Raw genomic sequence first — 24,027 nt, forward strand, 5'->3', positions numbered from 1 at the left:
TCCTACGCCAATTCGGCGCGCAATTGCGCGCGCTGGGCCGACAACACCGGTGTGATCTCGGCGTAGACGTGGTCGAACAGCTCACCCACATCAGGGTCGGGCGCGCCGACCACCGCGTCGCGAAGCTCCGCACGCAGCCGCACCGAGCGGGCTTCCACCCGCTTGTCGACTCGCTCGGTGAGCACCCCCTTGTGTTGCAGATAGGTGCGGTAACGGCTGATCGGATCGCGGGCCGACCATTCGGCGAGCTCGGCAGCGCTGCGGTAACGGGTCGCGTCATCAGAGGTGGTGTGCGGTTCCATCCGATAGGTGACCGCCTCGATGAGGGTGGGACCCTCACCGGCCCGCGCGCGTTCGGCAGCTTCGGCCATCACCGCATAGCAGGCCAGGATGTCGTTGCCGTCCACCCTGATTCCCGGCATTCCGTAGCCGATCGCCCGGTGGGCGATGGTGGGCGCAGCGTACTGGCGGCTCGCCGGCACGGAGATCGCCCACTGATTGTTCTGGATGTAGAACACGCAGGGCGCCTTCTCGACGGCGGCCAGGTTCATCGCCTCGTGTGAATCCCCTTCGCTGGTGGCGCCGTCACCGAGGAACGCCACCGTCAGCGAATCTTCGCCCAGTCGTTGAGCGGCCATCGCTGCGCCGACGGCGTGCAGCGCGTGGGTGGCGATGGGGATAGCGATGGGCGCACAACACCTGCTGGTGAAATCCAGGCCACCGTGCCAGGCGCCGCGCCAGACGGCGGCCACTTGCGGCGGTGCAATGCCGCGGACCAGGAAGACACCGAGTTCACGGAATTGCGGGAACAGCCAGTCGGTCTTGCGCAGGCATGCCGCCGCACCGACCTGCGCGGCCTCCTGACCGCGACACGAGGCGTAGAGCGCCAGCTCGCCCTGCCGTTGCAGATTGACGAACTCGGCGTCGAGATCCCGAGTGACAACGAGGTTCTCGTAGAGCCAGACGAGGGTTTCCGGCGGGAGGTCGCGACGATATCGACTCTCGGCCGTCGCGCTTCCGTCCGGTGCGATGAGTTGAATCGGTTGATCCATAACCGCCTCCTCTACCGGTGCGGAGGCGGTCGAAGCAAACCTGTTGTGGCAGGCTCCAGCTAGCGGCCGGGGTCGGGCGCTAGCTGGACTATGCGCTCTGCTCGCCGAAGCACCGGGGCATCCACCATTATGCCCTCGAATTGGAAGACACCGCGTTCATCGCGGGCCGCCTCAAGCACGTGTCGCGCCCAACCTACCTGTTCAGCGCTGGGAAGGTAGCCCTCCCTTATCACCGCGATCTGACTAGGATGGATCGCCACTTTGGCGTCGAAACCGACGGCTACCGCGTCGTCGACTTCGGCCTTCAGGCCGTCGCGATTCTTGATGTCGAGGAACACCGAATCCAGCGCGAGCCGGCCATATGCCTTGGCCGCTAGCAAGCTCTGAGACCGCACATGCCGTGCGACTTCGCGGTAGGACCCATCGGGATAGCGGTTGGCGGTACCGCCCAGAACGGCGAACAAGTCCTCGGCGCCCCACATCACCGCCAATGTGTTCTCGGCCCGGGTCGAATCGACGACGTTGAGTGCGCCCAACGGAGTTTCGATCAAAACCACGACATCCAGCGGCGCCAGCGCGGCCACCTGCTCACGGGATTCGGTCTTGGCCAGCATCACGGTGGTGTACGGCGTGCGGGCCAGCGTTTCGAGATCGAGCGGATGGTCAGGCGTGGTGGACGGGTTGACCCGCACGACGGTGCGGCCGGGATCGAGCTGGGTTGCCACCAACGCTTCGCGGGCGGCCTCCCGGTCCTTGGCCGCCACCCCGTCCTCGAGGTCGAGGATTACGACATCTGCTGTGGCAGCGGCCTTCTCGAATCGCTCGGGGCGATCGGCGGGGCAGAACAGCCACGCAGGACCTGGGTTGTCGAGTGCCATCAGGCGGGCTTCTTTCGCACCATGGTCTTGCGGCTGGCCGTCGCGACGATGTCACCGTGCTGGTTGCGGGCGGTGTGCGCGAACGTGACGATACCTTCACCGGGACGGCTCTTGGACTCGCGTTTGTCAGTGACGACGGTCTCGGCATACATCGTGTCGCCGTGGAAAAGTGGCTTGGGGAAGGCGATGTCGGAGAAACCGAGGTTGCCGACGATGGTGCCCTGCGTCAGCTGCGTCACCGACAGACCCACCAACGTGGACAGGGTGAACATCGAGTTCACCAGCCGCTGGTTGAACGGCGGCAGTGCGTCGGAGAACGCCGCATCGAGATGTAGCGCCTGGGTGTTCATCGTCAAGGTGGTGAAAAAGACGTTGTCGGCCTCGGTGATGGTGCGGCCGGGGGCGTGCACGTAGCGCACACCGATCTCGAATTCCTCGAACCACAAGCCGCGCTGGACGACGACCTTCTCCTCAGAGGACTCGCTCACCTACAGTCCCATCTGCCGGGCGACCACCATCAGCTGCACTTCGGTTGTCCCTTCCCCGATCTCGAGGATCTTGCTGTCCCGGTAGTGCCGGGCCACGGTGTACTCGTTCATGAAACCGTAGCCGCCGTGGATCTGGGTGGCGTCGCGGGCATTGTCCATAGCGGCCTCGCTGGCGATCATCTTGGCGATCGCCGCCTCCTTCTTGAACGGCTTGCCCGCCAGCATCAGGGCCGCCGCGTCGTAGTAGGCGGTGCGGGCCACATGCGCGCGAGCCTCCATGCGGGCGATCTTGAACTCGATGGCCTGGAACTTCCCGATCGGCTGGCCGAACGCGGCTCGCTCGGCGGCGTACTTCACGCTTTCGTCGACGCAACCCTGCGCCGCACCCACCGACAGCGCCGCGATCGCGATCCGCCCCTCATCGAGGATCCGCAGGAAGTTGGCGTAGCCCCGGCCACGCTCGCCGAGGAGGTTCTCCGCCGGCACCCGGACGTCATCGAAGGTCAGCGGGTGGGTGTCTGAGGCGTTCCAGCCGACCTTGTCGTAGGCGGGCTCGGCGGTGAAGCCCGCGGTCGGCACCGGCACCAGGATCGAGGAGATCTCGCGGTGGTCACCGGAGCCCCCGGTGACCGCGGTGACGGTGACCAGACGGGTGATGTCGGTACCGGAGTTGGTGATGAACTGCTTGGTCCCGTTGATCACCCAGTGCCCGTCATCCAGGCGCGCGGTGGTCTTGGTGGCGCCCGCATCGGTGCCGCCACCGGCCTCGGTGAGACCGAACGCCCCGAGGGCCTGACCGCTGGTCAGCAGCGGTAGCCATTCTTGCTTCTGCGCCTCGTTGCCGAACCGGTAGACAGGCATCGCGCCCAGCGAGACCCCGGCCTCCAGCGTGATCGCCACGCTCTGATCGACCTTGCCAAGCTCTTCGAGCGCCAGGCACAGGGCGAAGTAGTCGCCGCCCATGCCGCCATATTCCTCCGGGAACGGCAGACCGAACAGGCCCATCTCGGCCATCCCCGCCACGACCGCGTAGGGGAACGTGTGCTGCGCATCGTGTTCGGCCGCCACCGGGGCGACCACGGTGCGCGCGAAATCGCGCACCGTCTTGGCCAGCTGAGCGTACTCGTCGGGAAGTGTTCCCGTGGAAAGGAAGTCAGTCATTGTCGCACCTTCTCTACTTCTCACTTTTCTGGGTGGCCGTGACCTTGGCCAGCAGCTGTCCCACCTTGACCTGATCGCCGACAGAGACGTGCAGTTCGACCACCCCATCGACCGGTGCGGTCAGCGAATGCTCCATCTTCATCGCCTCGACCGCGACCACCACGGTGCCCGCGATGACCTGGTCGCCGTTGGAAACACCCACCGCCACAACCGAGCCGGGCATCGGGCTGAGGAGTTCGGCGTCACCGCCAACCTCGTCATCGGCGCGCACGGGCGCCTCTCGCATCTCCTCCAGCACCACCGTCCGGCCGGCGCCGGCCAGCCAGATCTGGTGACCGTCAACGGCCACCGTGTAGATGCTGCGGATGCCGTCGACGGTGACGGCGAGCTCCTCGCCGACCAACGCGACCGACAGTGAACGGCTTTCACCATCTTCGATGAGGACTACCGCGTCGGCTGGTGTGCCGGTGATGTGCACGTGGTCGGTGCGCTGGCCACCGCGCAGCCGAATGCTCGTCGGCGCGGGCGCGCCGATCCGCCAGCCCGACGGCACATCCCACAGGTCAGCCGTCCCGGCCGGCCAGCGCTGCAGCCAGCGGCAGGCCGCCGCGGCGATGAACGCGTGGTCACCGAGCGGCTCGCCGGTGAACACTGTGCGATCGATCAGGCCGGTGTCGAGCCGCCCGGCGGCCACGTCGTCGTCGGCCAACAGGAAACGCAGGAACTCGATGTTGGTGCCGACCCCCAGCACCGCGGTCTGTGAGAGCGCACGATCGAGGGTGCGCAATGCGGTGGCCCGGTCCGCGCCGTAGGCGATCACCTTCGAGAGCATCGGGTCGTAATCGCTGCCGACCGTCATACCTTGCGCCAGGCCGGAATCCACCCGAATGCCGGTCCCGGACGGCTCCAACAGTCCCAGTACCGGCCCACCAGTGGGCAGGAAGCCGGCTGCGGGATCCTCGGCGTAGATGCGGGCTTCGATCGCATGCCCGTCCATCACAATGTCGTCTTGGGTGATGGGCAGCTCCTCCCCTGCCGCGATGCGCACCTGCCACTCGACGAGGTCGTGTCCGGTGACCATCTCGGTGACGGGGTGCTCGACCTGCAGCCGGGTGTTCATCTCCATGAAGAAGAACTCGTCGGGCCGGTCGGCGGAGACGATGAATTCGACGGTGCCCGCACCGACGTAGTCGACGCTGCGGGCGGTGTCACAGGCGGCCGCGCCGATGCGCGCGCGGGTATCGGGATCCAGCAGCGGGGACGGCGCTTCCTCGATGACTTTCTGGTGACGGCGCTGCAAACTGCACTCCCGCTCACCGAAATGCAGCACGGTCCCGAATCCGTCGGCCAGCACCTGGACCTCAATATGCCTGGGCCGCAAGACGAAGCGCTCAAGGAACAGCGTGTCGTCGCCGAATGCCGCGCCGGATTCGCGCCGTGCCGCGGCCAGCGCGGCGGGCAACTCAGTGGCGTCATCGACGCGTCGCATGCCCTTGCCGCCGCCGCCCGCCGACGGCTTGACCAGGATCGGGAAACCGATGTCACCGGCGGCCTCGATGAGTTCGGCATCGGTCAGACCCGGACGGGCGATGCCCGGCACCACCGGAACCCCGAACGCCGACACCGCCGCCTTGGCGGCGATCTTGTCGCCCATCGTGCGGATCGCGCCCGACGGCGGCCCGATGAACGCCACCCCCGCCCGTTCCAGTGCGGCGGCGAAATCAGAGTTCTCCGAGAGGAATCCGTAGCCGGGATGGACAGCCTGCGCACCGGTGCGCAGCGCCGCGTTCACGACTGCGTCGATGTCCAGGTAGCTCTGCCGGGCCGGCGGGGGGCCGATGCGCACCGCGACGTCGGCCTCGGTGACATGGCGGGCGCCGGCGTCGGCGTCGCTGTAGACGGCGACCGAGCGGATGCCCCTCGTCTTCAGCGTCCGGATGACGCGCACCGCGATCTCCCCGCGGTTGGCGACTAGCACAGTGGTAAACATCGTCACATCCTGAAGACGCCGTAGGACACGGATTCGACGGGCGCGTTGGCGGTCACCGAGAGTGCCAGCCCCAGAACAGTTCTGGTGTCGGCAGGATCGATAACGCCGTCGTCCCACAGCCGTGCGGTCGAGTAGTACGGGTTGCCCTGATCTTCGTACTGGGCGCGGATCGGCGCCTTGAAAGCCTCTTCTTCTTCGGGTGTCATCTCTCCGCGCACGGTGGCCAGCACCGACGCCGCCTGCTCGCCACCCATCACCGAGATCCGGGCGTTGGGCCACATCCACAGGAAGCGGGGCGAATAGGCCCGCCCGCACATCGAGTAGTTGCCGGCGCCGTACGAGCCGCCGATCACAACGGTGAGCTTGGGCACCCGGGCGCAGGCCACCGCCGTCACCATCTTGGCGCCGTGCTTGGCGATACCGCTGGCCTCGTAGTCGCGGCCGACCATGAAACCGGTGATGTTCTGCAGGAACAGCAGCGGCACCATCCGCTTGTCGCACAGCTCGATGAAATGCGCTCCCTTGAGCGCGGATTCACCGAACAGCACGCCGTTGTTGGCGACGATGCCGACCGGGTGGCCGTGGATGTGGGCGAATCCGGTGACCAGGGTGGTGCCGTATTCGGCTTTGAATTCACTGAATTCGCCGCCGTCGACGATGCGGGTGATCACCTCGTGCACGTCATAGGGCACCCGGGCGTCGACCGGGACGACGTCGTACAGCTCATGCTGATCGGCGATCGCCTCGCCGCCGGGCCGGACGTCCCACGGCCGCGGTTCGCGCGGGCCGAGCGTGGCGACGATGCGGCGGACGATGCGCAGTGCGTCGCGGTCGTCGTTGGCCAGATGGTCGGTGACGCCGGAGGTCTTGGAATGCAGGTCGCCGCCGCCAAGCTCCTCGGCAGTGACCACTTCGCCGGTCGCGGCCTTCACCAGCGGCGGGCCGCCCAGGAAGATGGTGCCCTGATTGCGCACGATGACGGCCTCGTCGCTCATCGCGGGAACATAGGCGCCACCGGCGGTACAGGAGCCCAGCACGGCGGCGATCTGCGGGATGCCGGCCGCACTCATGGTGGCCTGGTTGTAGAAGATGCGGCCGAAGTGATCGCGGTCGGGGAACACCTCGTCCTGGCGGGGCAAGAAGGCACCGCCGGAGTCGACGAGATACAGGCATGGCAGCCGGTTCTGTAGCGCAATCTCCTGGGCGCGCAAATGCTTTTTGACCGTTACCGGGTAGTAGGTGCCGCCTTTGACCGTCGCATCGTTGGCGACGATCATGCACTCCCGCCCGGACACCCGGCCGATGCCGGTGATGATCCCGGCGGCCGGGCATTCGTCGTCGTACATGCCGTCGGCGGCCAGCGGGGCAACCTCCAACAGCGCACTGCCGGGGTCCAGCAGCCCGTCCACCCGGTCGCGCGGCAGCAGCTTGCCGCGCGCGACATGTCGCTCACGCGCACGTTCCGGCCCGCCGAGGGCGGCCGCGGCCAGCTTGCCGCGCAGCTGCTCGACAAGTTGCAGATGCGCCTCACGGTTGGCGGCTGCTGATGTCATCGTCGATGTCCCGTCGAATTGAGTTAATGACGACTAACTCGTGTAAGGTTAGTGAAGATTAACCGAAACGTCCAGACGTCTTGTCGGAGGGCCCCCATCGACACCCCCACCCGCCGAAGCAGGCAGAAGTCGGATCGCCGGTCTGCGCTGTTGGCAGCCGCGGAGCGGTTGATGGCAGAGCGTGGTTTCCTGGCCGTACGGCTCGAGGACATCGGCGCCGCGGCCGGGGTCAGCGGCCCGGCGATCTACCGCCACTTCCCCAACAAGGAAGCGCTCCTGGTCGAACTCCTGGTCGGCATCAGCACCCGACTGCTGGCCGGCGCCCGCACCGTCGTCGCGCAGGCCGATGAGCCGGTGGCGGCATTGACCGGCCTGATCGAGTTCCACCTCGACTTCGCCCTGGGCGAGTCGGATCTCATCCGTATCCAGGACCGCGACCTTGCACACCTGCCGGTCGCGGCACAGCGTCAGGTCCGGCGCGCACAGCGCAGCTACGTCGAGATCTGGGTGGACGTGCAACGCGAAGTGAATCCGGAGCTCGACGAGGCCGATGCCCGGCTGATGGCGCATGCGGTGTTCGGTCTGCTCAACTCGACCCCACACAGCATGAAGCCCCTGGCGACCAGAGCGGCCGACCAGGGGCGTTCACGCGATGTGTTACGGGCTATGACGATGGCGGCGTTACGCTCGGCCGACCATCACGCCCGTGGTGGCGTTGGTCAATACCAGTAGCGCCGGCCGCCGACCGGACGTCCGATACTGCCCAGCAACCACAGCACCGCGCCAACCACGAGCAGGATGACGCCGATGGTCCACAAGATCGGAATATGCAGGACAAACCCAAGGATGAGCAGGATTGCTCCAAGAACGATCATTGCTTCCTCCAAATAGTCACTTGCTGAACTCTTTTCACCCCTACTGGCTGGGCTTGGGCAGGTTGCAACTCCCCACGGTGGGATTGACTCCCGCATAGTTGAGCGGACCCGCCACCACCGTCAGGGCGATAGACCCCGCGGTAGCACAGTTGGCTTCGCTGTTAGAGAAGTAACCGCGCTGCCAGGTAGCAAAGACTCCAATCAGCAGCCACACGATCACAATCGCGCCTAGGATTCCGCGCCCTCGCATGGTGTCCTCCTTGAACGTCCGTAGCACTTGGCGCACAAGGTTTTACCCAGCCGACAGTTTCCTAAACATCACGCCCGTCAAACGCCGCAGCCAGCCAATCAGCCACCGCACGGGCCAGTGCGGCGTGGTTCTCGCGCTTGACGATTTCGTGTCCGTCGTCATCGAAGAGCAAATAGCGCACGGTGCGGCCGCGTAGGCGCAATGCCTCGACGATCTGCTCGGATTCGGTGACTGGAACATTGGTGTCGGTGCCACCGTGCACCACCAGTAGGGGGGCAACCAACGCATCCACCCGCTGCAACGGTGACAGTGCCTCGAGAAGCTCCCGGTCGGCGACGGGATGACCGTATTCGGGATAGGAGGCGGTCGCGATCCACGGCTCGGTGTTGCGGTAAAACGTGCCCAGATCGCTCATCCCGCAGATGCTGACCCCGGCCACGAACAGCTCGGGGTGGAACGTCAACGCCGCCATCGTCAGATAGCCGCCGTAAGACCAACCTGCACAAGCGATCCGGCTCGGGTCAGCCAGACCGCGGGCGGCGAGATAGCGGGCGCAGTCAGCCACATCGTCGATGGCGGCGAACCGCTTGTCCTTGTCGTCGGCCTGCACGAACTCGCGACCTTGACCGCCCGACCCGCGCACGTTCGGGGTGAACACCGCGATCCCCTCGTCCAGCAACCCCGGGAAAATCTCACTGTGCGAAGGACGGGCCTGCCCCTCCGGGCCGCCGTGCAGGTAGATCATCGTGCCGACCTGCTCGACACCGGACGGCGGGCAATAAAGCCAACCGAACAGCGAACGACCATCGCGCGCGGTCACCGTATGCAATCTGGGGCGCGCCGACACCGGACCGACACTGGGCTTGCGGTCGATGCGTTCCCACTCCCGAGATCGGGGGTCGACGAGTTCGACGGTACGGGGCAGGTCAGCGCCCTGCACGGTCAAGGCGACCATCGATCCACCCGCACTGATGGACAGTTCACCGGCGACCAGGTTGGGCAGCGCGATGGGCTCGGTGAGCGTGTTGTCCACATACTCGAGTATCTGCAATTCACTGCAGCCGTTGATATTCCACAACAGCGCGACCGTCGACAGGTCGTCGCTGACCACGAATTCGTCGAGGTCGTATCCGGGCCGCTCGGCGGCCACGTGATAAGCGACGCCGTCGGGGGTGACGGTTACTTCGAGCAAACGGCTATGTGTCGCACCGTTATCGCTGCGAATCAGCGCGCGCACATAACCGTCCGCGAAGTCCGGGCCGTAGGTGTACGCCGGGTGATACAGCGTGGTGTCCTCACCGTCCGGCCCCGACCGCAGCCGCCGCGGGTGATGATCGTCAAGGATCACGCCCATATCGGTATTGGAACCGGGATCTGAAGGCAGTAAAGCGATTTCGGTCAGACCGGTCAGCATGATCAGCTCGCGATAGCCGCGGGGACCAACCCGGATCAGCGCCGAACCAGCCCAGGCATCGACGAGCCGACCGCCGGACCGGCGATCCAATACGGTGACGCTGCCGTCGGCGGGGTCAATCAGGCAGGACTGGCCGACACCGTCCTCACCGGTGAGGATCGCGCAGACCCGGGTGCCGTCCCAGGCGATCAACTCGGCGGTGCCCGCCATACCGTCCTCGCCCATTCCGTCGATACGGCGGGCCATCCGGTCGTCGGGGTCGGTGGTGACCACCCATATCTGGCTTCTGGTGCTGCCCTCTGGGGCGACCTGGCAGGCCAGCCAGTGCCCGTCGGCGGAGTGGATGACCTTGGTCACCGGCCCCAGCACCGGCAGTTCGACGTCACGTGACGAACTGGCCCGCCAGCCCCGCAGGAACCGTTGGACGGCACGCGGATATCCCCCGTCGTCCACGATGTAGGCGAACGCCGTCGCATCGGGCGACAGCGATGCGCCGTACGTCGCACGAACGTCCTGTTCCACTCCGCCTCGCATTCCGCTGGCCATCAGTTACTCGGTATTAGGTTCCACGGCTCTCACCGGTGGTAAACACATGCAGAGCATGCAGGGACCGGACGAGGGCTGCCGCGCGCAGGTAGCCTGGGCAACCATGAGGTGGGCATGAACGATCCGCGTCGACCAGGATGGTCTGACCCGACGCAGGCCGGCGGCGGCTATTCGCCGAACCCCGATCCCGCGTACGCCGGTCAGTATTACGGGGCCGGCTATGGCGCACCGGGCTACGGCCAGAGTGGCACTCAGCCCACCGAGCAGCTGCCGTCGTACTGGCACCAGGGTGGGGGTTATCCGCCTGCCGAGCCGCCCCAGCCGCCGCCCGGCCCGCCCAAATCGCCCAAGTGGTTGTGGATCGCGGCGGGCATCGCGGTGCTTCTCGTGGTGGGGCTGGTGATCGCTCTGGTGATCGTGTCCAGCTCGGCCCGGGAGACGACGGTGGTGGCGCCGCTGCCGCCGCTGTCCGAGACCCCGTCCGCGCCGCCTCGGGCCAGCACCTCGATACCGACGACGACGCTGCCCCCATTGCCGACGACCAGTGGTATTCCGGGCGCGCCGACGGTGCCTGGTGGCGGCACCACCAGCCCGACCGGGACCGACACCGTTGTCTACAACGTCTCCGGCGACGGCCGGGCGATCAACATCACCTACGTCGACACCGGTGGCGTCATGCAGACCGAGTTCAACGTGATGCTGCCGTGGAGCAAGGAAGTCAGCCTGCCCGCGCCAGCACGGACATCGGCCAGCGTCGCCGTTGTCAACGTCGGACGCGACGTGACCTGCAATGTGTCGGTGAACGGGGCACAGGTGCGCGAACGCACCGGCCGTGGCCTGACGATTTGCACCGGAGCCGGTTAACGACGTGAGCGGCCGTCGTTGGGCACCTTGACCAAAAGCATGCCCAGCAGCCCGACGGCCAGCACCAGGCACAGCCCACCGAGGCCGGCGCGGTCGGCGTGGAAGGCGTCCACGAAGACAAAGAACAGCCACGGCGCGAGGAACGACGCCGCCCGTCCGGTGGTGGTGTAGAGACCGAAGGCGACGGCCTCCTTCCCCTCGCTGACCATCCGCAGCAGCACCGTACGTGCCGACGTCGTGACGGGTCCGACGCAGAGCGCCAGCAGTAGCCCGCAGATCCAGAACACGACCGGCCCGGACAGCGACAGCAGGGTCACGCCGACGACGATCATCAACGCCAGCGAGGCGACGATCACCGGCTTGCCGCCGATCCGATCGTCGACGGGACCGGCGAGAACCGCACCGAGGGCCGCCATCGTGCTGGCGATCACGCCGAAGATCAGCACGTTGGCCTGCGAGATTCCGTAGACACTGACGCCGAGCACCGCGCCGAAGGCGAATACCCCGGCGATCCCGTCCCGGAAGATCGCGCTGACGATCAGGTAGTAGACCAGGTTGCGATCGCGTCGCCACTCGGCCCGCAGGTCGTTCCACAGCCGTCGATAGCCGCCGAGCAGGCCGACAGTCTGGGCATCCGGGTCGACTGCCGGGGCGAACTTGTGCGCGGTGATCAGCAACGGCAGGGCGAGCACGACGAACCACACCGCGGCCATGAGCATCGCCGCACGCACGTTCTGCCCATCGGTGACCGGGACTGAAAGCAGGCCGCGATTGGGGCCGTCGCCGGCGATGAACGCGACATAGATGAGGATCAGGAGCGCGACGCTGCCGAAGTACCCGGCAGCCGCCCCGATCCCCGAGATGCGGCCGGAATTCTCACGCGTGGTGAGCTGCCGCAGCATCGCGTTGTAGGGCACGCTGGCCAGGTCTCCGCACGCCGCGGTGAAGGCCAGCAGTAGCAGCCCCATCGCAAAGTAGGCCGGATCGGCCCGGATCAGGCTCATCGCCGCGGTGGCCAGCACCGCCAGGCCGGTCAGGGTGGTCAGCGCGGCGCGGCGCCGGTGCGGCGCCTGGACCAGAACCCCGGTGAGCGGAGCCAGCACCGCGACAGTCAGCCCGGCGGTGGCCAGGGCTCGGCCCAGCCAGCTGGCCGGTGAGGTGTCGCCACCAAGGCCCTGGCCGACGGTGCTGGTCAGGTACACCGAGAAGACGAAGGTGGTGACGATGGCGTTCATGCCGGTGGAACCGCAGTCCCACAACGCCCAGGACAGAACTTTCGACCGGCCGGCGGTCTGGGCAACCGGCGGGGGGCTGGTCATGCGGGCCACAATATGCTGGCCGCATGCCAGTCCCCGCACCCGCCCCGGACAGCCGAGCCGTCGTCACCGGTGCCTCTCAGGGCATCGGTGAAGCGCTCGCCACCGAACTCGCCGCCCGCGGCCATCACCTGATCATCACCGCGCGTCGCGCCGACGTGCTGCACGCGCTGGCCGCGAAGCTCACCGAGCGCTACGGGGTGATCGTCGAGGTGCGTCCGGTGGACCTCGCTGACCCTGCCGCGCGGACCGCGTTGGCTGACGAGCTGGCCAGTCGCGAGATCTCGATCCTGTGCGCCAACGCGGGCACCGCCACGTTCGGGCCGGTGGCCAAGCTGGATCCGGCCGCCGAGCAGGCGCAGGTTCAGCTCAACGTGCTCGGCGTGCACGATCTGGTGCTGGCCGTGTTGCCGGGGATGCTGGCCCGCAAAGCCGGCGGGATCCTGATTTCGGGATCGGCCGCCGGGAACTCGCCGATCCCGAACAACGCCACCTACGCAGCGAGCAAGGCGTTCGCGAACACGTTCAGCGAGTCGCTGCGCGGCGAGCTGAAGGGCTCGGGCGTGCACGTGACCGTGCTGGCCCCCGGCCCGGTACGCACCGAGCTCCCCGACGCGGCGGAGCAGTCACTGGTGGAGCGCCTGATCCCCGACTTTTTGTGGATCAACACCGAGTACACAGCGCGGATCTCACTGGACGGCTTGGCGCGCAACAAGATGCGGATCGTACCGGGGCTGACGTCCAAGGCGATGTCGGTGGCGTCGGGGTACGCCCCGCGCGGGATCGTCACGCCGATCGTGGGCGCGGTCTACAAGAAGCTGGGCGGCGACTAACTCGCGAATCTAGCGCCGGCGGCCCGTGCCGAAGATGCTGCGGGTGATCTCGCGGCCGATGACCGTGCCAGCCGAGCGCATCGCGCTCTTGAACGCCGGGCTGTTCATCACCTGATCGAGCACACCGGGCTCGGCCTTCGCGGGCTTCGGCATTGGCGGCAGGTCGATGCCGGTCGGCAGCAGCGGCGGCAGGTCGACCGGCTCCTGCGGCGGCGGCGCCAACTTCGTCGCTAACTTCTCGTAGGCGGACTCGCGGTCGATGGTCTGGCCGTACTTGGCGAACAGCGGACTGGATTGGGCCGCGGCCTTGATGGCATCAGGTCCGATGGTGTCCATCAACGACTGCGGCGGGCGCAGCCGGGTCCACGCCACCGGAGTCGGTGCGCCGCGTTCGGAGAGCACCGTGACGATGGCTTCGCCGATGCCCAACGACGTCAAGTCCGTTTCCAGGTCGTAGAACTCGGTCTTGGGATAGGTACGCACCGTCCTGGACAGCGCCTTCTGATCGTCGGGGGTGAACGCCCGCAATGCGTGTTGGACCCGCGCACCCAACTGGGACAGCACGTTATTGGGCACGTCGGTCGGCAGCTGGGTGCAGAAGAAGACGCCGACACCCTTGGACCGGATCAGCTTCACCGTCTGCTCGACCTGCTGCAGGAACGCCTTGGACGCGTCGGCGAACAACAGGTGAGCCTCGTCGAAGAAGAAGACCAGCTTCGGCTTGTCGATATCGCCGACCTCGGGCAGGTAGGTGAACAGGTCGGCCAGCACCCACATCAGGAATGTCGAGAACATCACCGGCCGGGCGGCCTGGTCACCCAGTTCGAGCAGGGTGATCACACCGCGCCCCTGCGCGTCGACGCGCAGCAGGTCGGCCGGGTCGAGCTCCGGCTCGCCGAAGAAGGTGGCACCACCGTCGGCCTCGAGGTTGACCAGCGCCCGCAAGATGACCCCCGCGGTCTGCGGGGACACCCCGCCGATCGTCTTCAGGACTTCCTTGCCCTCATCACTGGTCAGGTAGGTGATCACCGAACGTAGATCTTTCAGATCCAGCAGCGGCAGGCCCTGCTGGTCGGCCCAGTGGAAGATCAGACCGAGGGTTGATTCCTGAGTCGGATTGAGCCCCAACACTTTTGACAGCAGAATCGGCCCGAATGCCGAGATCGTGGCGCGAACCGGGACACCGATACCATCAGTGCCCAGCGACAGGAACTCCACCGGGAACGGCGCACCGGTCCAACCGTCGTCGCCGGTGTCCTTGGCTCGTTGCAGGGTGCGGTCACTGGGCTCCCCCGCCCGCGACAGACCGGACAGGTCGCCCTTGACGTCGGCCATCATCACCGGGACCCCCGCGGCGGACAGCTGCTCGGCGATCACCTGCAGCGTCTTGGTCTTGCCGGTACCGGTGGCCCCGGCGACCAAGCCGTGCCGGTTCATCATGGCCAGCGGGATCCGGACCTGCGCCGCGGGGTCGACCACACCGTCGACGACGACCGAGCCGAGATCGAGCGCCTCGCCCGTGGTCGCATAGCCCGCGGCGATCTGCTGGGCAGGCGTTACCGTCGATTCGCTGGTCATGGCCCGCCTCCGTTGTCGCTCGGGTGATAGCCGCTACGACACTACAAGCCAGCGGGGGCTTAGGGTTGAGCGCTGTGCGTGAAGAATTGGTGTGGATCGACTGCGAGATGACCGGGCTGGACCTACGGACCGACAAGCTCATCGAAATCGCGGCCCTGGTGACCGATGCCGAGCTCAACGTCCTCGGTGACGGCATCGACGTCGTCATTCACACGGACAACGAGGCGCTGGACGGCATGGTCGAAGTGGTCGCGCAGATGCACCACCGGTCTGGGCTCACCGAGGAGGTCCGTGCGTCGACGATCGACGTGGCGGCCGCCGAACAGCTCGTTTTGGACTACATCCGCGGTCACGTGAAGCAGGCCAAGACTGCGCCGTTGGCGGGCAATTCGATTGCCACCGATCGTGGGTTCATCGCCCGGGACATGCCGGCGCTGGACTCCTACCTGCACTACCGCATGATCGACGTCAGCTCGATCAAGGAACTCTGCCGGCGCTGGTACCCCCGGATCTACTACGGCCAGCCGGAAAAGGGGCTCGCGCACCGGGCCCTGGCTGATATCCAGGAGTCGATCCGTGAGCTGAAGTACTACCGGCACACCGCGTTCGTGCCCCAGCCGGGACCGTCTACCAGCGAAATTGCCAGCGCAGTCGCCGAGATCGACGGAACCGGTGGTGCGGATTCGGCCGTTGAGGCAGACAACGGCTAGTATCGACGACGCTGCTGCCGTCCGAAGGACGGTGTCCAGCAATGGTGGCTGTAGTTCAGTTGGTAGAGCACCAGGTTGTGATCCTGGCTGTCGCGGGTTCGAGTCCCGTCAGCCACCCAGCAGGTCAGGGGCCCTTTTGGGCCCCTGACCTTTTTCTTTTTAAATAAACTCGCTTAGTTGCTACACACGCCGATTTCGCAGGCTTCACACAGGTTGGATCCAGTCATTAATAGCGCTTTACCGTAACTGGATTGCCAACCGGCGGGGCGCTTAAAACGGTCATCACAATGACCACGGATCCAAAAGCGCAATCGCGACTCTGGACCGCGTCGGCCGCTCTAGCTGCGAAGGAACCGTGGATTCCCTTCGTCGCTACGGTCCTCGGCCGCCGATTACCTAGGGCAAAACACCGAAACGATAAAGATTTAGTCTGATTCCGCCAGTTAAGCGGGCCGATTATCTGGCCGTCGATTACTGTCCACCAATAGATGGCATGGCTTGGCTGGGGAGGGCTGAATCATGGACGATGATCACCACGAAAGCGCGCCCGGGGGGGTCACCCCGGACGAGGAATGCCTCCGCGTCTGGGTCGACCGGGTCGACGCGTTCCTGCTCACGCTCGGTGCCATCGATGCTGACGATCCTTTCGACTTCTGCGCGGAGGCCTGGGAGATCTGGCAGAGCGCTGTTGCCGCCGATCCCCCGCCTGAAACCAGCCCCGCGGTGCTGGTCGCCCTTGGCGGGCTGCAGGCCGTGGCCCACGCCATCACGGCGGCGACGCTCGACTACTACCGCACGCCCGTCGCCCGGGATCGCACGACGCTATCGACCATGCACGCTTCGCTCAAGGCTTGTTTGGGCACCCTCCGAAAGGAGTCGGCCCGGTGGTTGCTGGACGGTCTACCGGCCGCCGATGAGATAAAGACACGGCGTGCAGCTTTGGTGGCGAGCCTGCAATCGACCGACTCTCCGAGCGCGGCGCCGACATCGGACTCCGGAATCGTGTTCGACAAAGTCTGCGCGCTCACCGACACCGAGAACCGGCAGTATCGGGAAGCATACGATCGGCTGCGCACAATGCTGAACCGGGAGTCGTTGCAGCGCATCACCGATGAGAGCGACACCCTCTCTGATGTCGTGCTGGGGATCGTCCTGGATCTGCAGGCCAGTCGGGGTTCCACGTTCGATGAGCACGTCACGGCCGACCGCAGAAGCAAAATGCGCTCAGCCTTGGTCGCCATCACCGGAGCACTGCACACCCACCACGAACAATCGGTCACAACCGCGACAAAGACCTTCGGTTACGACAGCGCCGAAGCCAAGGCGGTGGAAAGACTGTTCGACGATGTCAAGTGCTCCTCGTTCGCGTACCGCATGCTCGACGAGCTGTACGAGCCACTACAGCGTGGCGACGGTGCCGCGGTGCAGTATCAGTTCACCGCGCGGCGGCACGGCGAACCGGATGTGGATATTCGCCTGAATCGCGACTACATGGCCCGGTTCGCCAAGTCCAAGAAGAAGTGGCTCGGCCCGGACGAGCTGGTGCTGATGGGCGGCGATCCCAGCGTGCTGGACATGATCAAAGCGATTCAGCCCAAGGTGAATTCACTGCAAGAACAGCTCGACGCGATCCTGTACCCGAACGTGGCCGAGGATGTTGCGGCCGTCAAGGAACTGATCGAGCGGTTCGGGGGCCGGAACGGCCTGAACGCGTTGCATTCCGCACCCGGCGCCATGAACAAGCCGTGGATGCCGCCGCACCTGTCGCCGCGCGTACTGTCCTTCGTGCGGACTTTCGAGTAAGCCGCCTCGGGTGCTGTCACCCACCTCACCGCCTGCTCAGCAAACTCTTTTGATTGAGCCCGTTGGCTGACGGGTACAGGCCATATGTCGCGGAAAACCGCTGCACAATGGCTCGGCGTCCGGGGGGACGCAATCGCGAAGGGACGTACGGACATGGGCGTTCGACTATTGACAGACCCCGACGGATCTCTTGACCCCGGTATCTGGGTGAACCGGCTCGACGCCTTCGTGTCAGCGATAGACGCAATCGACGCCGACGACCCGCTGGCCTATTGCGAGCAAGCCTGGGACATCTGGGACAGCACCGTGCACTCCGATCCTCTACCGGACTCTCATCCCGCCATGCTGATCGTGCTCGGCGTACGGCATGCGCTGGCAAGCGTGATGGCGTCGACCTATCGCAACACCGCCGCGGCCAGAGATCGGCTGACCCTCACAGCTGTGCACGCCTCACTGACCGAAGAGCTGGCGGCCGTCCAGCATGAGTGCGAGCGTTGGCGCCACGAAGGCCTGCCGTCTGCCGCTGAGGTCAGAGCCCGCAGCGCAACCGCGGCGACCGGCCTGCACATCGTCACCAAGCGATCGGCGTAATCGGACTTAGTGCTCTTCGTGCGCGGTCAACTCGGTCGCGACGCTAGGCATTCGCATTGCCCGCTTTCCACTGCGACCACGGAATGTTCCAGTCGCCGAGGCCTTCCGTTCCCGGAAGTGTCGAACCCACGGTATTTCGAACCTCGACGATGTCGCCGCGCTTGGTGTTGTCGTAGAACCACCGCGCGTTGCTCGGGCTGGCGTTCAGGCAACCGTGGCTGGTGTTGGAGTAGCCCTGCGCCCCTACCGACCACGGCGCGGAGTGGACGTAGATGCCGCTGTAGGACATCTGGGTGGCCCAGTCCACCTCGGTGCGATATCCGTTGGGCGAATTGGACGGAACGCCGTACGTCGACGAATCCATGATCATGTGCGACAACCGGTCGCCGATGATGTAGACGCCGTTGTTGGTGGGCGTGCTGTTCTTTCCCATCGAGATCGGAATCGTCTTCTCGACCACACCGTTGCGCCGGACGGTCAGCGTCTTGGTGTCGTCATCGGCGGTCGCGATCACCTCGTCGCCGATGGTGAAGTGCGACGTCAGATTCTGCTGGCCGAACAGACCGTCGCCGAGATCGACCCCGTAGGTGTTGACCGCGACGTCGACGGTGGTGCCGGGCTTCCAGTAGTTCTGCGGGCGCCAGCGCACCTCACGATTGTTCAGCCAGTAGAAGGCGCCCTCGACGGGCGGCTTGGTAGTCACCTTGATGGCGCGCTCGGCGGCGAGCCGGTTGGGAACGTTCTCGTCGAAGCGCACCGCGATGGGCTGCCCGACGCCGACGGTCTCGCCGTCACCGGGCAGTAGGTACGGCATGGTCAGGTTCTCGGGTGACTGCGTCTCGAAGGTGATCTTCTCGGCCGACACCCCGCCGAGGCCCAGCGACTGGGCGGTAAGCGTGTAGCTCTTGTTGTAGCCCAGCGGCTCGGTGGTCGCCCACGTCACGCCATCGGAGCTGAGCTTGCCCTCCACCTGTTTGCCGGCCTCGTTGACCATCATCACCGAGCCGAGCACCCCACTGGTGGCGCTGACCGTCACGGGCCGGTCCAGACGCACATCCACCGCGCCGTCCTTGACCGACGCCGTCAGCTGGGGAACCAGCAGGTCGCCGTAGGGCGTCCCCTTATCGGCGATGACCTTGACCGGCGGGGGTGCCGCCGGTTCGCTGCCGCAAGCGCTGAGCCCGATCAGCAAGGCCGGGACCATCGCGAGCGCAGCAAGCCGACGTCGCGACCGTGGGCGGTGTGCCGAACCGGCCTGTCTCATATCACTCTCTGTCTTGCTAGCTGTGTGAACGCTGGGGGTGATTGGCAATATTCTAAGGGAATACGGCAGTGCTGGCGACTGCACAGGTCAGCGGGCCGGGGCGGTCACCAGCGCAATTTCATGTTCGGCAGTGGTGTTTGTTATTGTCGCTGACGCAGTGACGCGCCGTTAGCTCAGTTGGTAGAGCAGCTGACTCTTAATCAGCGGGTCCGGGGTTCGAAACCCTGACGGCGCACAGTACGAGAGCCCCGGAGAATTCCGGGGCTCTCGGCCGTTTCCGGGCCGGTTGCGAACCCCTGATCATCTGATCAGCGAAGCTCTGCGGCTCCAGATCCACCGCGCAACTTCGCGATTCGACCGGCCAGCTAATCCCGAGCACGATAAGGTGCGACTACTCCATTCATGTCGGACGGCCGGGGGGCTTGATGAAGCGTCGGACGCTAGCAGCGGCTTTGACGGTGGCACTGCTGTGCACTGCCACCACGGGCAGTTACTCCATCGCGCCACCGGCCACGTCACGCGGCCATGCAGTCGCCATCCCTGTCGTGCTCACCGGCGCGGTCAACGAGGCGCCGACGACGCTCGGCGTCGCGGACTCGACGCTCTACACCCTGTCCCAAGCCGATGTCGACGCCACCCTCGACCATCTGAAAGACATGGGCGTCAACGACATTCGCATCGCAGTGCCGTGGGTGTACATGCAGCCCCAAAACAACGAAAACTACGACTGGTCCAAGATGGACTACGTCGTGCATGCGGCCAGCGAGCGCGGCATCAACATTGTCGGGGTCATCAGCGGCACACCGACCTGGGCCGGCTTCCCCCTCAACGGGCATTCCGATCCCGCCGACTATGCGCGGTTCGCCTCAGCGGTGGCCGCCCGCTACAACGACGCGAGCACGATCGGCACGATCGACGACTACGAAATCTGGAATGAGCCCAACGGGGCGTTGTTCTACAACCCGGTGAGCGCAGCGTCCTACACAAAGATGCTGCAGGCGGCCTATCCGGCCATCAAGGCAAGCAACCCGAACGCCGTAGTGATCGCGGGTGTGCTGGGGGCGGTCCAAACGATTTCCGGGCTATCGGTGGCACCACAGACCTTCCTCAAACAGATGTACGCCTCGGGCGCCGGAGGTTATTTCGACGCCCTGTCCTATCACCCCTACCACTACACGCTGCCGTTCTCGCTGGGCACCGGTGTCGCCAATTCCCCGTTGGAGCAGGTGAAGGCGCTGCGGGCGCTGATGGACGCCAACGGCGACGCCGACCTCAAAATCTGGGCCACCGAATACGGTCTGCCGACCAATTACCCGATCACACAAACGCAGCAGGCCGCCTTCATTCACGACTTCGTCGTGGCCTGGCAGAACGTCGAAGGCGCCGGACCGATGTTCATCTACACCACGCGGGACTCCAACACCGGCGGCTTCGACGACGAGGAGAACTTCGGACTGTTCAAGACGAACTGGAGCCCGAAGGCAGCGGTCGCGACCGTCGAAGAACTGATCCGCCAGCTAGCAACCGGGACCCTGCAGCCGTTCGATGTCACTCCGTACGCCAACAAGATCGACTTCCTGGGGGCGGCGGTGATCGTCATCCGCCAGGTCATCAACTTGCTTCTGATCGTGCCCAAAGCGATCTACCAGCTCGCGAATTCCGCGGTCACCGCGATCACCCGCGCGATCGGATCGGCTCTGGGGATCATCCCGCCGGCCGCTACCGCAGCCAGCACCTCGGCGAAGTCCTCTGACGCCAAGGCCAACGAAGTCCCATCGACGGCGAAAGTCACTGCCGCACAGCCGAACCGCAAGGCCGTCGCGAATGCGGCGCCGCGGCCGACGCTGTCGGCGCCGCGCACCACAACGGCCGTTGAGTCCGCTGCCGCCACGACCACATCCAGCAAGACCAAGACGGCCAAGGCGGGCGTCTCGGCATCGACGTCTGCAAAGCCCAAGGCTCGCGGGACCGGCGGGCCGGCGCTACGTCCGTCCGCCGCGGACTAGTCAGCCGCACTACCGAAGAACATCGATAACGAGCTCGGGCTGTTCCCAGAGGCGACTACAGTCGGACCCCATGGCCGATCTCGCGGCACTCTTCGCCGACATCGTCGGCCCCACTCACCTGTTAACCGGTGACGCCATCTCCGAGGACTACGGCCACGACGAGGCGCTGACCATCCCGCCGCAACGCCCCGCCTACCTCGCCAAGCCGGCCACCGCCGACGAGGTCGCCGCGCTGCTCAAGGCCGCGACCGCACATCACGTGCCAGTGACCGCACGGGGGTCGGGTTGCGGCCTGTCCGGCGCGGCCCAGCCCGTCGCCGACGGCCTGCTGATCACGTTCGAGCGGATGAACGCCGTACTGGAGATCGACACTGCCAACCATGTCGCGGTGGTGCAGCCGGGCGTGACGCTGACCGAGCTGGACGCCCAGACCGCCAGGGCGGGACTGAGCTATACGGTGTATCCCGGTGAGCTGTCCTCGAGCGTCGGCGGCAACGTCGGGACCAACGCCGGTGGCATGCGGGCGGTGAAGTATGGCGTCACCCGGCACAACGTCCTCGGTCTGCAGGCTGTGCTGCCCACCGGCGAGATCATCCGCACCGGCGGCAAGATGTCGAAGATCTCGACGGGTTATGACCTCACCCAGTTGATCATCGGCTCCGAGGGCACGCTGGCGCTGGTGACCGAGGTGACCGTGAAGCTCGTCCCGCGACTGGCACACAGCGCTACTGTGCTGGCCCCGTTCGGCGACTTCGACCAGGTGATGGCTGCCGTCCCGAAACTCATATCGAGCGGGCTGAACCCGACCATCGTCGAATACATCGACAACGTGGTGATGGCGGCGATCGTCAACGCCGAGAACCTGGAGCTGGGAATCCCCGAGGCGATCCGGGAGACATGTGCGGCCTACCTCGTTGTCGCGCTGGAGAACAACCACGCCGATCGTCTCGACGAGGACGCCACGGCCCTCGGCGAGCTGCTCAGCGACTGGGGTGCATTGGATGCGTATGTTCTGCAGGGAAATTCGGCCCGGCGGCTGATCGTGGCGCGGGAGAACGTGTTCTGGACCGCCAAAGCGATCGGCGCCGACGACATCATCGACGTGGTGGTGCCGAGAGCGTCGATGCCGGAGTTCCTGCGCCGAGCCCGGGACATCGCACTCGCCGAGGGTGTCGGAATGAGCGGCTGCGGGCATGCCGGCGACGGAAACGTGCACGGCGTGCTGTTCTGCAAAGACCCGCAGATCCGCAAGAAAATCCTGACCGCGGTCTTCGCCATGGGGATGTCGCTGGGCGGGGCGATCTCCGGTGAGCATGGCGTCGGGCGGGCCAAGGCCGACTATTTCTGCGAGCTGGAAGACCCGGCGAAGCTGGCGTTGATGCGGCGGATCAAGGAGAGCTTCGACCCGGCCGGCATCCTCAACCCCGGCGCGGTGTTCGTCTAGTCGCGACCCGCGAGGGGCGGGTTGCCCTCGACGAGCTGCTCAGCCACTTCGTGCACTGGCACATCGACCGCGCCAACGCCTGCCGATCGCGCTTCCCTGATCGGCATATGACGTTGCCCGAGATCACCGGCGCACATCCCGGGAGCGGTGTGAGATGAGTCGCTGTGAGTATGCTGAGCGACCCGTTAAGACGGCTGACTGACCAGCGGGTATGTGTGTCAATAGATAACCGGCGGCCCGTTCTGAACCGAAAGACAACCCATTGTGCTGCAGTAATGTCACGAACGGTGTTATAGTCGCCGTTAGCTGAACTGACCATCAGCCGCCCACGGACATGATGTCCAGTGATCAAGTAAGGACTTAGCCGCATGGCGCCGGAAAAGCTCGTTCCTAGCCCCGCAGGCGAAGTAGCTCCGCAGTCCTCCGCGCCGGTCACCCCGATGCACATTCACAGCTGCAGCCGGATCGGCCTGACGGCCAATCCCCCGGGTCTGCGGCGTTCGCTCGGCGACTGGTTACGCCGCCGCTGATCGCTATCCGTTACGGATTCGGCGGATCACCAGCACCACTGTCACCACACTGACGCCAGCCAGCGCCGCGACCACCGGCGGTCTCTTCACGAAGCGCAATACCGCGGACCTGACGTCGTCGGCGATGCGCTGCGGATTGGCCCGTTCGGCCAGCGAGTCCACCGTCACCGCCAACCGGTCACGAGCCTGATCGATCTCAGCCTTGATGACCTCGGGATCCCGGTCCGCCACTTCAGTCCTCCAAACTGCCGCCCTGCCGAACTACCCTAGATCAACCCGGGCCAACCCCGATGCACCGGTAGATGAAGGGACCATTTAGGTGACGGACACAGCACGCCTCGAAGTCGGCGACAAAGCACCGGCATTCAGCCTGCCGGATGCTGAGGGCAACACCGTGAAACTGTCCGACTTCAAGGGCCGCAAAGTGATCGTCTACTTCTACCCGGCCGCGATGACCCCGGGCTGCACCAAGCAGGCCTGCGATTTTCGGGACAGTCTGGCCGAGCTGAACGGCGCGGGCATCGACGTCGTCGGCATCTCGCCCGACAAGCCGGAGAAACTGGCCAAGTTCACCGACCGCGACCAGCTGACGTTCCCGCTGCTGTCCGACCCCGACAAGAAAGTGCTCACCGAGTGGGGCGCCTACGGCGAGAAAAAGCTCTACGGCAAGACCGTGCTGGGCGTCATCCGCTCGACGTTCGTGGTCGACGAGAAGGGCAAGATCGAGGTCGCCCAGTACAACGTGAAGGCTGCACATACGTCAACATTCATCCAGAAGAAAATCCTTGCAACCTAGTCTTCCAAACTGATTACGCGGGTTCGACTCCCGTCGCCCGCTCCAGGAACCGGCCGGTAGAGCGGTTTTAGCAGGTCGAAAGCCC

General features: G+C 65.6%; 22 protein-coding genes and 2 tRNA genes. 11 read left to right on the forward strand and 13 right to left on the reverse strand.

What is annotated here, in order from left to right:
* Positions 1 to 2: 2 nt before the first annotated feature.
* From pdhA to G6N38_RS02025, 6 genes are read right to left on the reverse strand one after another with little or no spacing between them, the layout of a single operon-like run.
* Positions 3 to 1,052, reverse strand: a complete 1,050-nt coding sequence (pdhA, locus tag G6N38_RS02000) for a pyruvate dehydrogenase (acetyl-transferring) E1 component subunit alpha (RefSeq protein ID WP_163746013.1) — start codon at positions 1,050 to 1,052, stop codon at positions 3 to 5.
* Between the two features lie 59 nt (positions 1,053 to 1,111).
* The gene (locus tag G6N38_RS02005; RefSeq protein WP_163746014.1) at positions 1,112 to 1,930 is read right to left on the reverse strand and encodes an HpcH/HpaI aldolase/citrate lyase family protein; all 819 of its coding nucleotides are present in this window, start codon (positions 1,928 to 1,930) and stop codon (positions 1,112 to 1,114) included.
* On the reverse strand, positions 1,930 to 2,418 hold the full coding sequence (locus G6N38_RS02010) for a MaoC family dehydratase (protein ID WP_163746015.1): 489 nt from the start codon (positions 2,416 to 2,418) through the stop codon (positions 1,930 to 1,932). The genes G6N38_RS02005 and G6N38_RS02010 overlap by 1 nt, the downstream gene beginning before the upstream one ends.
* Entirely contained in the window at positions 2,419 to 3,579 is a 1,161-nt protein-coding gene (locus tag G6N38_RS02015; protein WP_163746016.1) for an acyl-CoA dehydrogenase family protein, read from the reverse strand.
* 13 nt (positions 3,580 to 3,592) lie between these two features.
* Entirely contained in the window at positions 3,593 to 5,569 is a 1,977-nt protein-coding gene (locus tag G6N38_RS02020; RefSeq protein ID WP_163746017.1) for an acetyl/propionyl/methylcrotonyl-CoA carboxylase subunit alpha, read from the reverse strand.
* 2 nt (positions 5,570 to 5,571) lie between these two features.
* Positions 5,572 to 7,122 carry a carboxyl transferase domain-containing protein gene (locus G6N38_RS02025; protein WP_163746018.1) on the reverse strand — a complete coding sequence of 517 codons (1,551 nt, stop codon included), beginning with the start codon at positions 7,120 to 7,122 and terminating at the stop codon, positions 5,572 to 5,574.
* A gap of 96 nt (positions 7,123 to 7,218) precedes the next feature.
* Between G6N38_RS02025 and G6N38_RS02030 the strand changes: the two genes are divergently transcribed.
* Complete coding sequence (locus G6N38_RS02030; protein ID WP_163751747.1) at positions 7,219 to 7,854, forward strand: SACE_7040 family transcriptional regulator; 636 nt, start codon at positions 7,219 to 7,221, stop codon at positions 7,852 to 7,854.
* Here G6N38_RS02030 and G6N38_RS30170 read toward each other — a convergent pair.
* The 3 genes from G6N38_RS30170 to G6N38_RS02040 form a co-directional block, all read right to left on the reverse strand.
* Complete coding sequence (locus tag G6N38_RS30170; protein ID WP_170314140.1) at positions 7,842 to 7,997, reverse strand: DUF6131 family protein; 156 nt, start codon at positions 7,995 to 7,997, stop codon at positions 7,842 to 7,844. The genes G6N38_RS02030 and G6N38_RS30170 overlap by 13 nt on opposite strands.
* A gap of 40 nt (positions 7,998 to 8,037) precedes the next feature.
* The gene (locus G6N38_RS30575) at positions 8,038 to 8,247 is read right to left on the reverse strand and encodes a hypothetical protein (protein ID WP_163746019.1); all 210 of its coding nucleotides are present in this window, start codon (positions 8,245 to 8,247) and stop codon (positions 8,038 to 8,040) included.
* Positions 8,248 to 8,308: 61 nt separating this feature from the next.
* Entirely contained in the window at positions 8,309 to 10,207 is a 1,899-nt protein-coding gene (locus G6N38_RS02040) for an alpha/beta hydrolase family protein (protein ID WP_246227634.1), read from the reverse strand.
* Between the two features lie 114 nt (positions 10,208 to 10,321).
* On the opposite strand from G6N38_RS02040, the gene G6N38_RS02045 reads away from it, so the two are divergent.
* Complete coding sequence (locus G6N38_RS02045; RefSeq protein ID WP_163746020.1) at positions 10,322 to 11,071, forward strand: MmpS family transport accessory protein; 750 nt, start codon at positions 10,322 to 10,324, stop codon at positions 11,069 to 11,071.
* Here G6N38_RS02045 and G6N38_RS02050 read toward each other — a convergent pair.
* The gene (locus G6N38_RS02050) at positions 11,068 to 12,390 is read right to left on the reverse strand and encodes an MFS transporter (RefSeq protein WP_163746021.1); all 1,323 of its coding nucleotides are present in this window, start codon (positions 12,388 to 12,390) and stop codon (positions 11,068 to 11,070) included. The genes G6N38_RS02045 and G6N38_RS02050 overlap by 4 nt on opposite strands.
* A gap of 23 nt (positions 12,391 to 12,413) precedes the next feature.
* Between G6N38_RS02050 and cmrA the strand changes: the two genes are divergently transcribed.
* Entirely contained in the window at positions 12,414 to 13,220 is an 807-nt protein-coding gene (gene cmrA / locus G6N38_RS02055; RefSeq protein ID WP_163746022.1) for a mycolate reductase, read from the forward strand.
* Positions 13,221 to 13,229: 9 nt separating this feature from the next.
* On the opposite strand, the gene G6N38_RS02060 is transcribed toward cmrA, so the two are convergent.
* Positions 13,230 to 14,798, reverse strand: coding sequence for a helicase HerA-like domain-containing protein (locus G6N38_RS02060; RefSeq protein ID WP_163746023.1), 1,569 nt, complete (start codon positions 14,796 to 14,798; stop codon positions 13,230 to 13,232).
* 74 nt (positions 14,799 to 14,872) lie between these two features.
* On the opposite strand from G6N38_RS02060, the gene orn reads away from it, so the two are divergent.
* The 4 genes from orn to G6N38_RS02080 all read left to right on the forward strand — a co-directional run bounded on the left by orn (position 14,873) and on the right by G6N38_RS02080 (position 17,902).
* Positions 14,873 to 15,508, forward strand: coding sequence for an oligoribonuclease (gene orn / locus G6N38_RS02065; RefSeq protein WP_163746024.1), 636 nt, complete (start codon positions 14,873 to 14,875; stop codon positions 15,506 to 15,508).
* A 44-nt stretch (positions 15,509 to 15,552) separates the two neighbouring features.
* Positions 15,553 to 15,625 (forward strand) — tRNA-His (locus G6N38_RS02070).
* Between the two features lie 402 nt (positions 15,626 to 16,027).
* Positions 16,028 to 17,311, forward strand: coding sequence for a hypothetical protein (locus G6N38_RS02075; RefSeq protein ID WP_163746025.1), 1,284 nt, complete (start codon positions 16,028 to 16,030; stop codon positions 17,309 to 17,311).
* A gap of 153 nt (positions 17,312 to 17,464) precedes the next feature.
* Positions 17,465 to 17,902 carry a hypothetical protein gene (locus G6N38_RS02080; RefSeq protein WP_163746026.1) on the forward strand — a complete coding sequence of 146 codons (438 nt, stop codon included), beginning with the start codon at positions 17,465 to 17,467 and terminating at the stop codon, positions 17,900 to 17,902.
* 43 nt (positions 17,903 to 17,945) lie between these two features.
* On the opposite strand, the gene G6N38_RS02085 is transcribed toward G6N38_RS02080, so the two are convergent.
* Positions 17,946 to 19,166: a L,D-transpeptidase gene (locus G6N38_RS02085; protein WP_163746027.1), complete on the reverse strand. Its 1,221-nt coding sequence runs from the start codon at positions 19,164 to 19,166 to the stop codon at positions 17,946 to 17,948.
* Positions 19,167 to 19,328: 162 nt separating this feature from the next.
* Here G6N38_RS02085 and G6N38_RS02090 point away from each other — a divergent pair.
* The 3 genes from G6N38_RS02090 to G6N38_RS02100 all read left to right on the forward strand — a co-directional run bounded on the left by G6N38_RS02090 (position 19,329) and on the right by G6N38_RS02100 (position 22,616).
* Positions 19,329 to 19,401: transfer RNA gene (locus tag G6N38_RS02090), tRNA-Lys, on the forward strand.
* A gap of 190 nt (positions 19,402 to 19,591) precedes the next feature.
* On the forward strand, positions 19,592 to 21,172 hold the full coding sequence (locus G6N38_RS02095) for a cellulase family glycosylhydrolase (RefSeq protein WP_163746028.1): 1,581 nt from the start codon (positions 19,592 to 19,594) through the stop codon (positions 21,170 to 21,172).
* A gap of 70 nt (positions 21,173 to 21,242) precedes the next feature.
* A complete protein-coding gene (locus G6N38_RS02100; RefSeq protein ID WP_163746029.1) occupies positions 21,243 to 22,616 on the forward strand; it encodes an FAD-binding oxidoreductase in 1,374 nt (457 codons plus the stop codon).
* Between the two features lie 533 nt (positions 22,617 to 23,149).
* Here the strand turns inward: G6N38_RS02100 and G6N38_RS02105 are convergent.
* Positions 23,150 to 23,377: a DUF3618 domain-containing protein gene (locus tag G6N38_RS02105; protein ID WP_163746030.1), complete on the reverse strand. Its 228-nt coding sequence runs from the start codon at positions 23,375 to 23,377 to the stop codon at positions 23,150 to 23,152.
* Between the two features lie 88 nt (positions 23,378 to 23,465).
* On the opposite strand from G6N38_RS02105, the gene bcp reads away from it, so the two are divergent.
* Complete coding sequence (gene bcp, locus G6N38_RS02110) at positions 23,466 to 23,942, forward strand: thioredoxin-dependent thiol peroxidase (RefSeq protein ID WP_163746031.1); 477 nt, start codon at positions 23,466 to 23,468, stop codon at positions 23,940 to 23,942.
* The last annotated feature ends 85 nt before the right edge of the window (positions 23,943 to 24,027 follow it).

Source organism: Mycolicibacterium helvum (assembly GCF_010731895.1).
In the GTDB taxonomy this organism is placed as follows: domain Bacteria; phylum Actinomycetota; class Actinomycetes; order Mycobacteriales; family Mycobacteriaceae; genus Mycobacterium; species Mycobacterium helvum.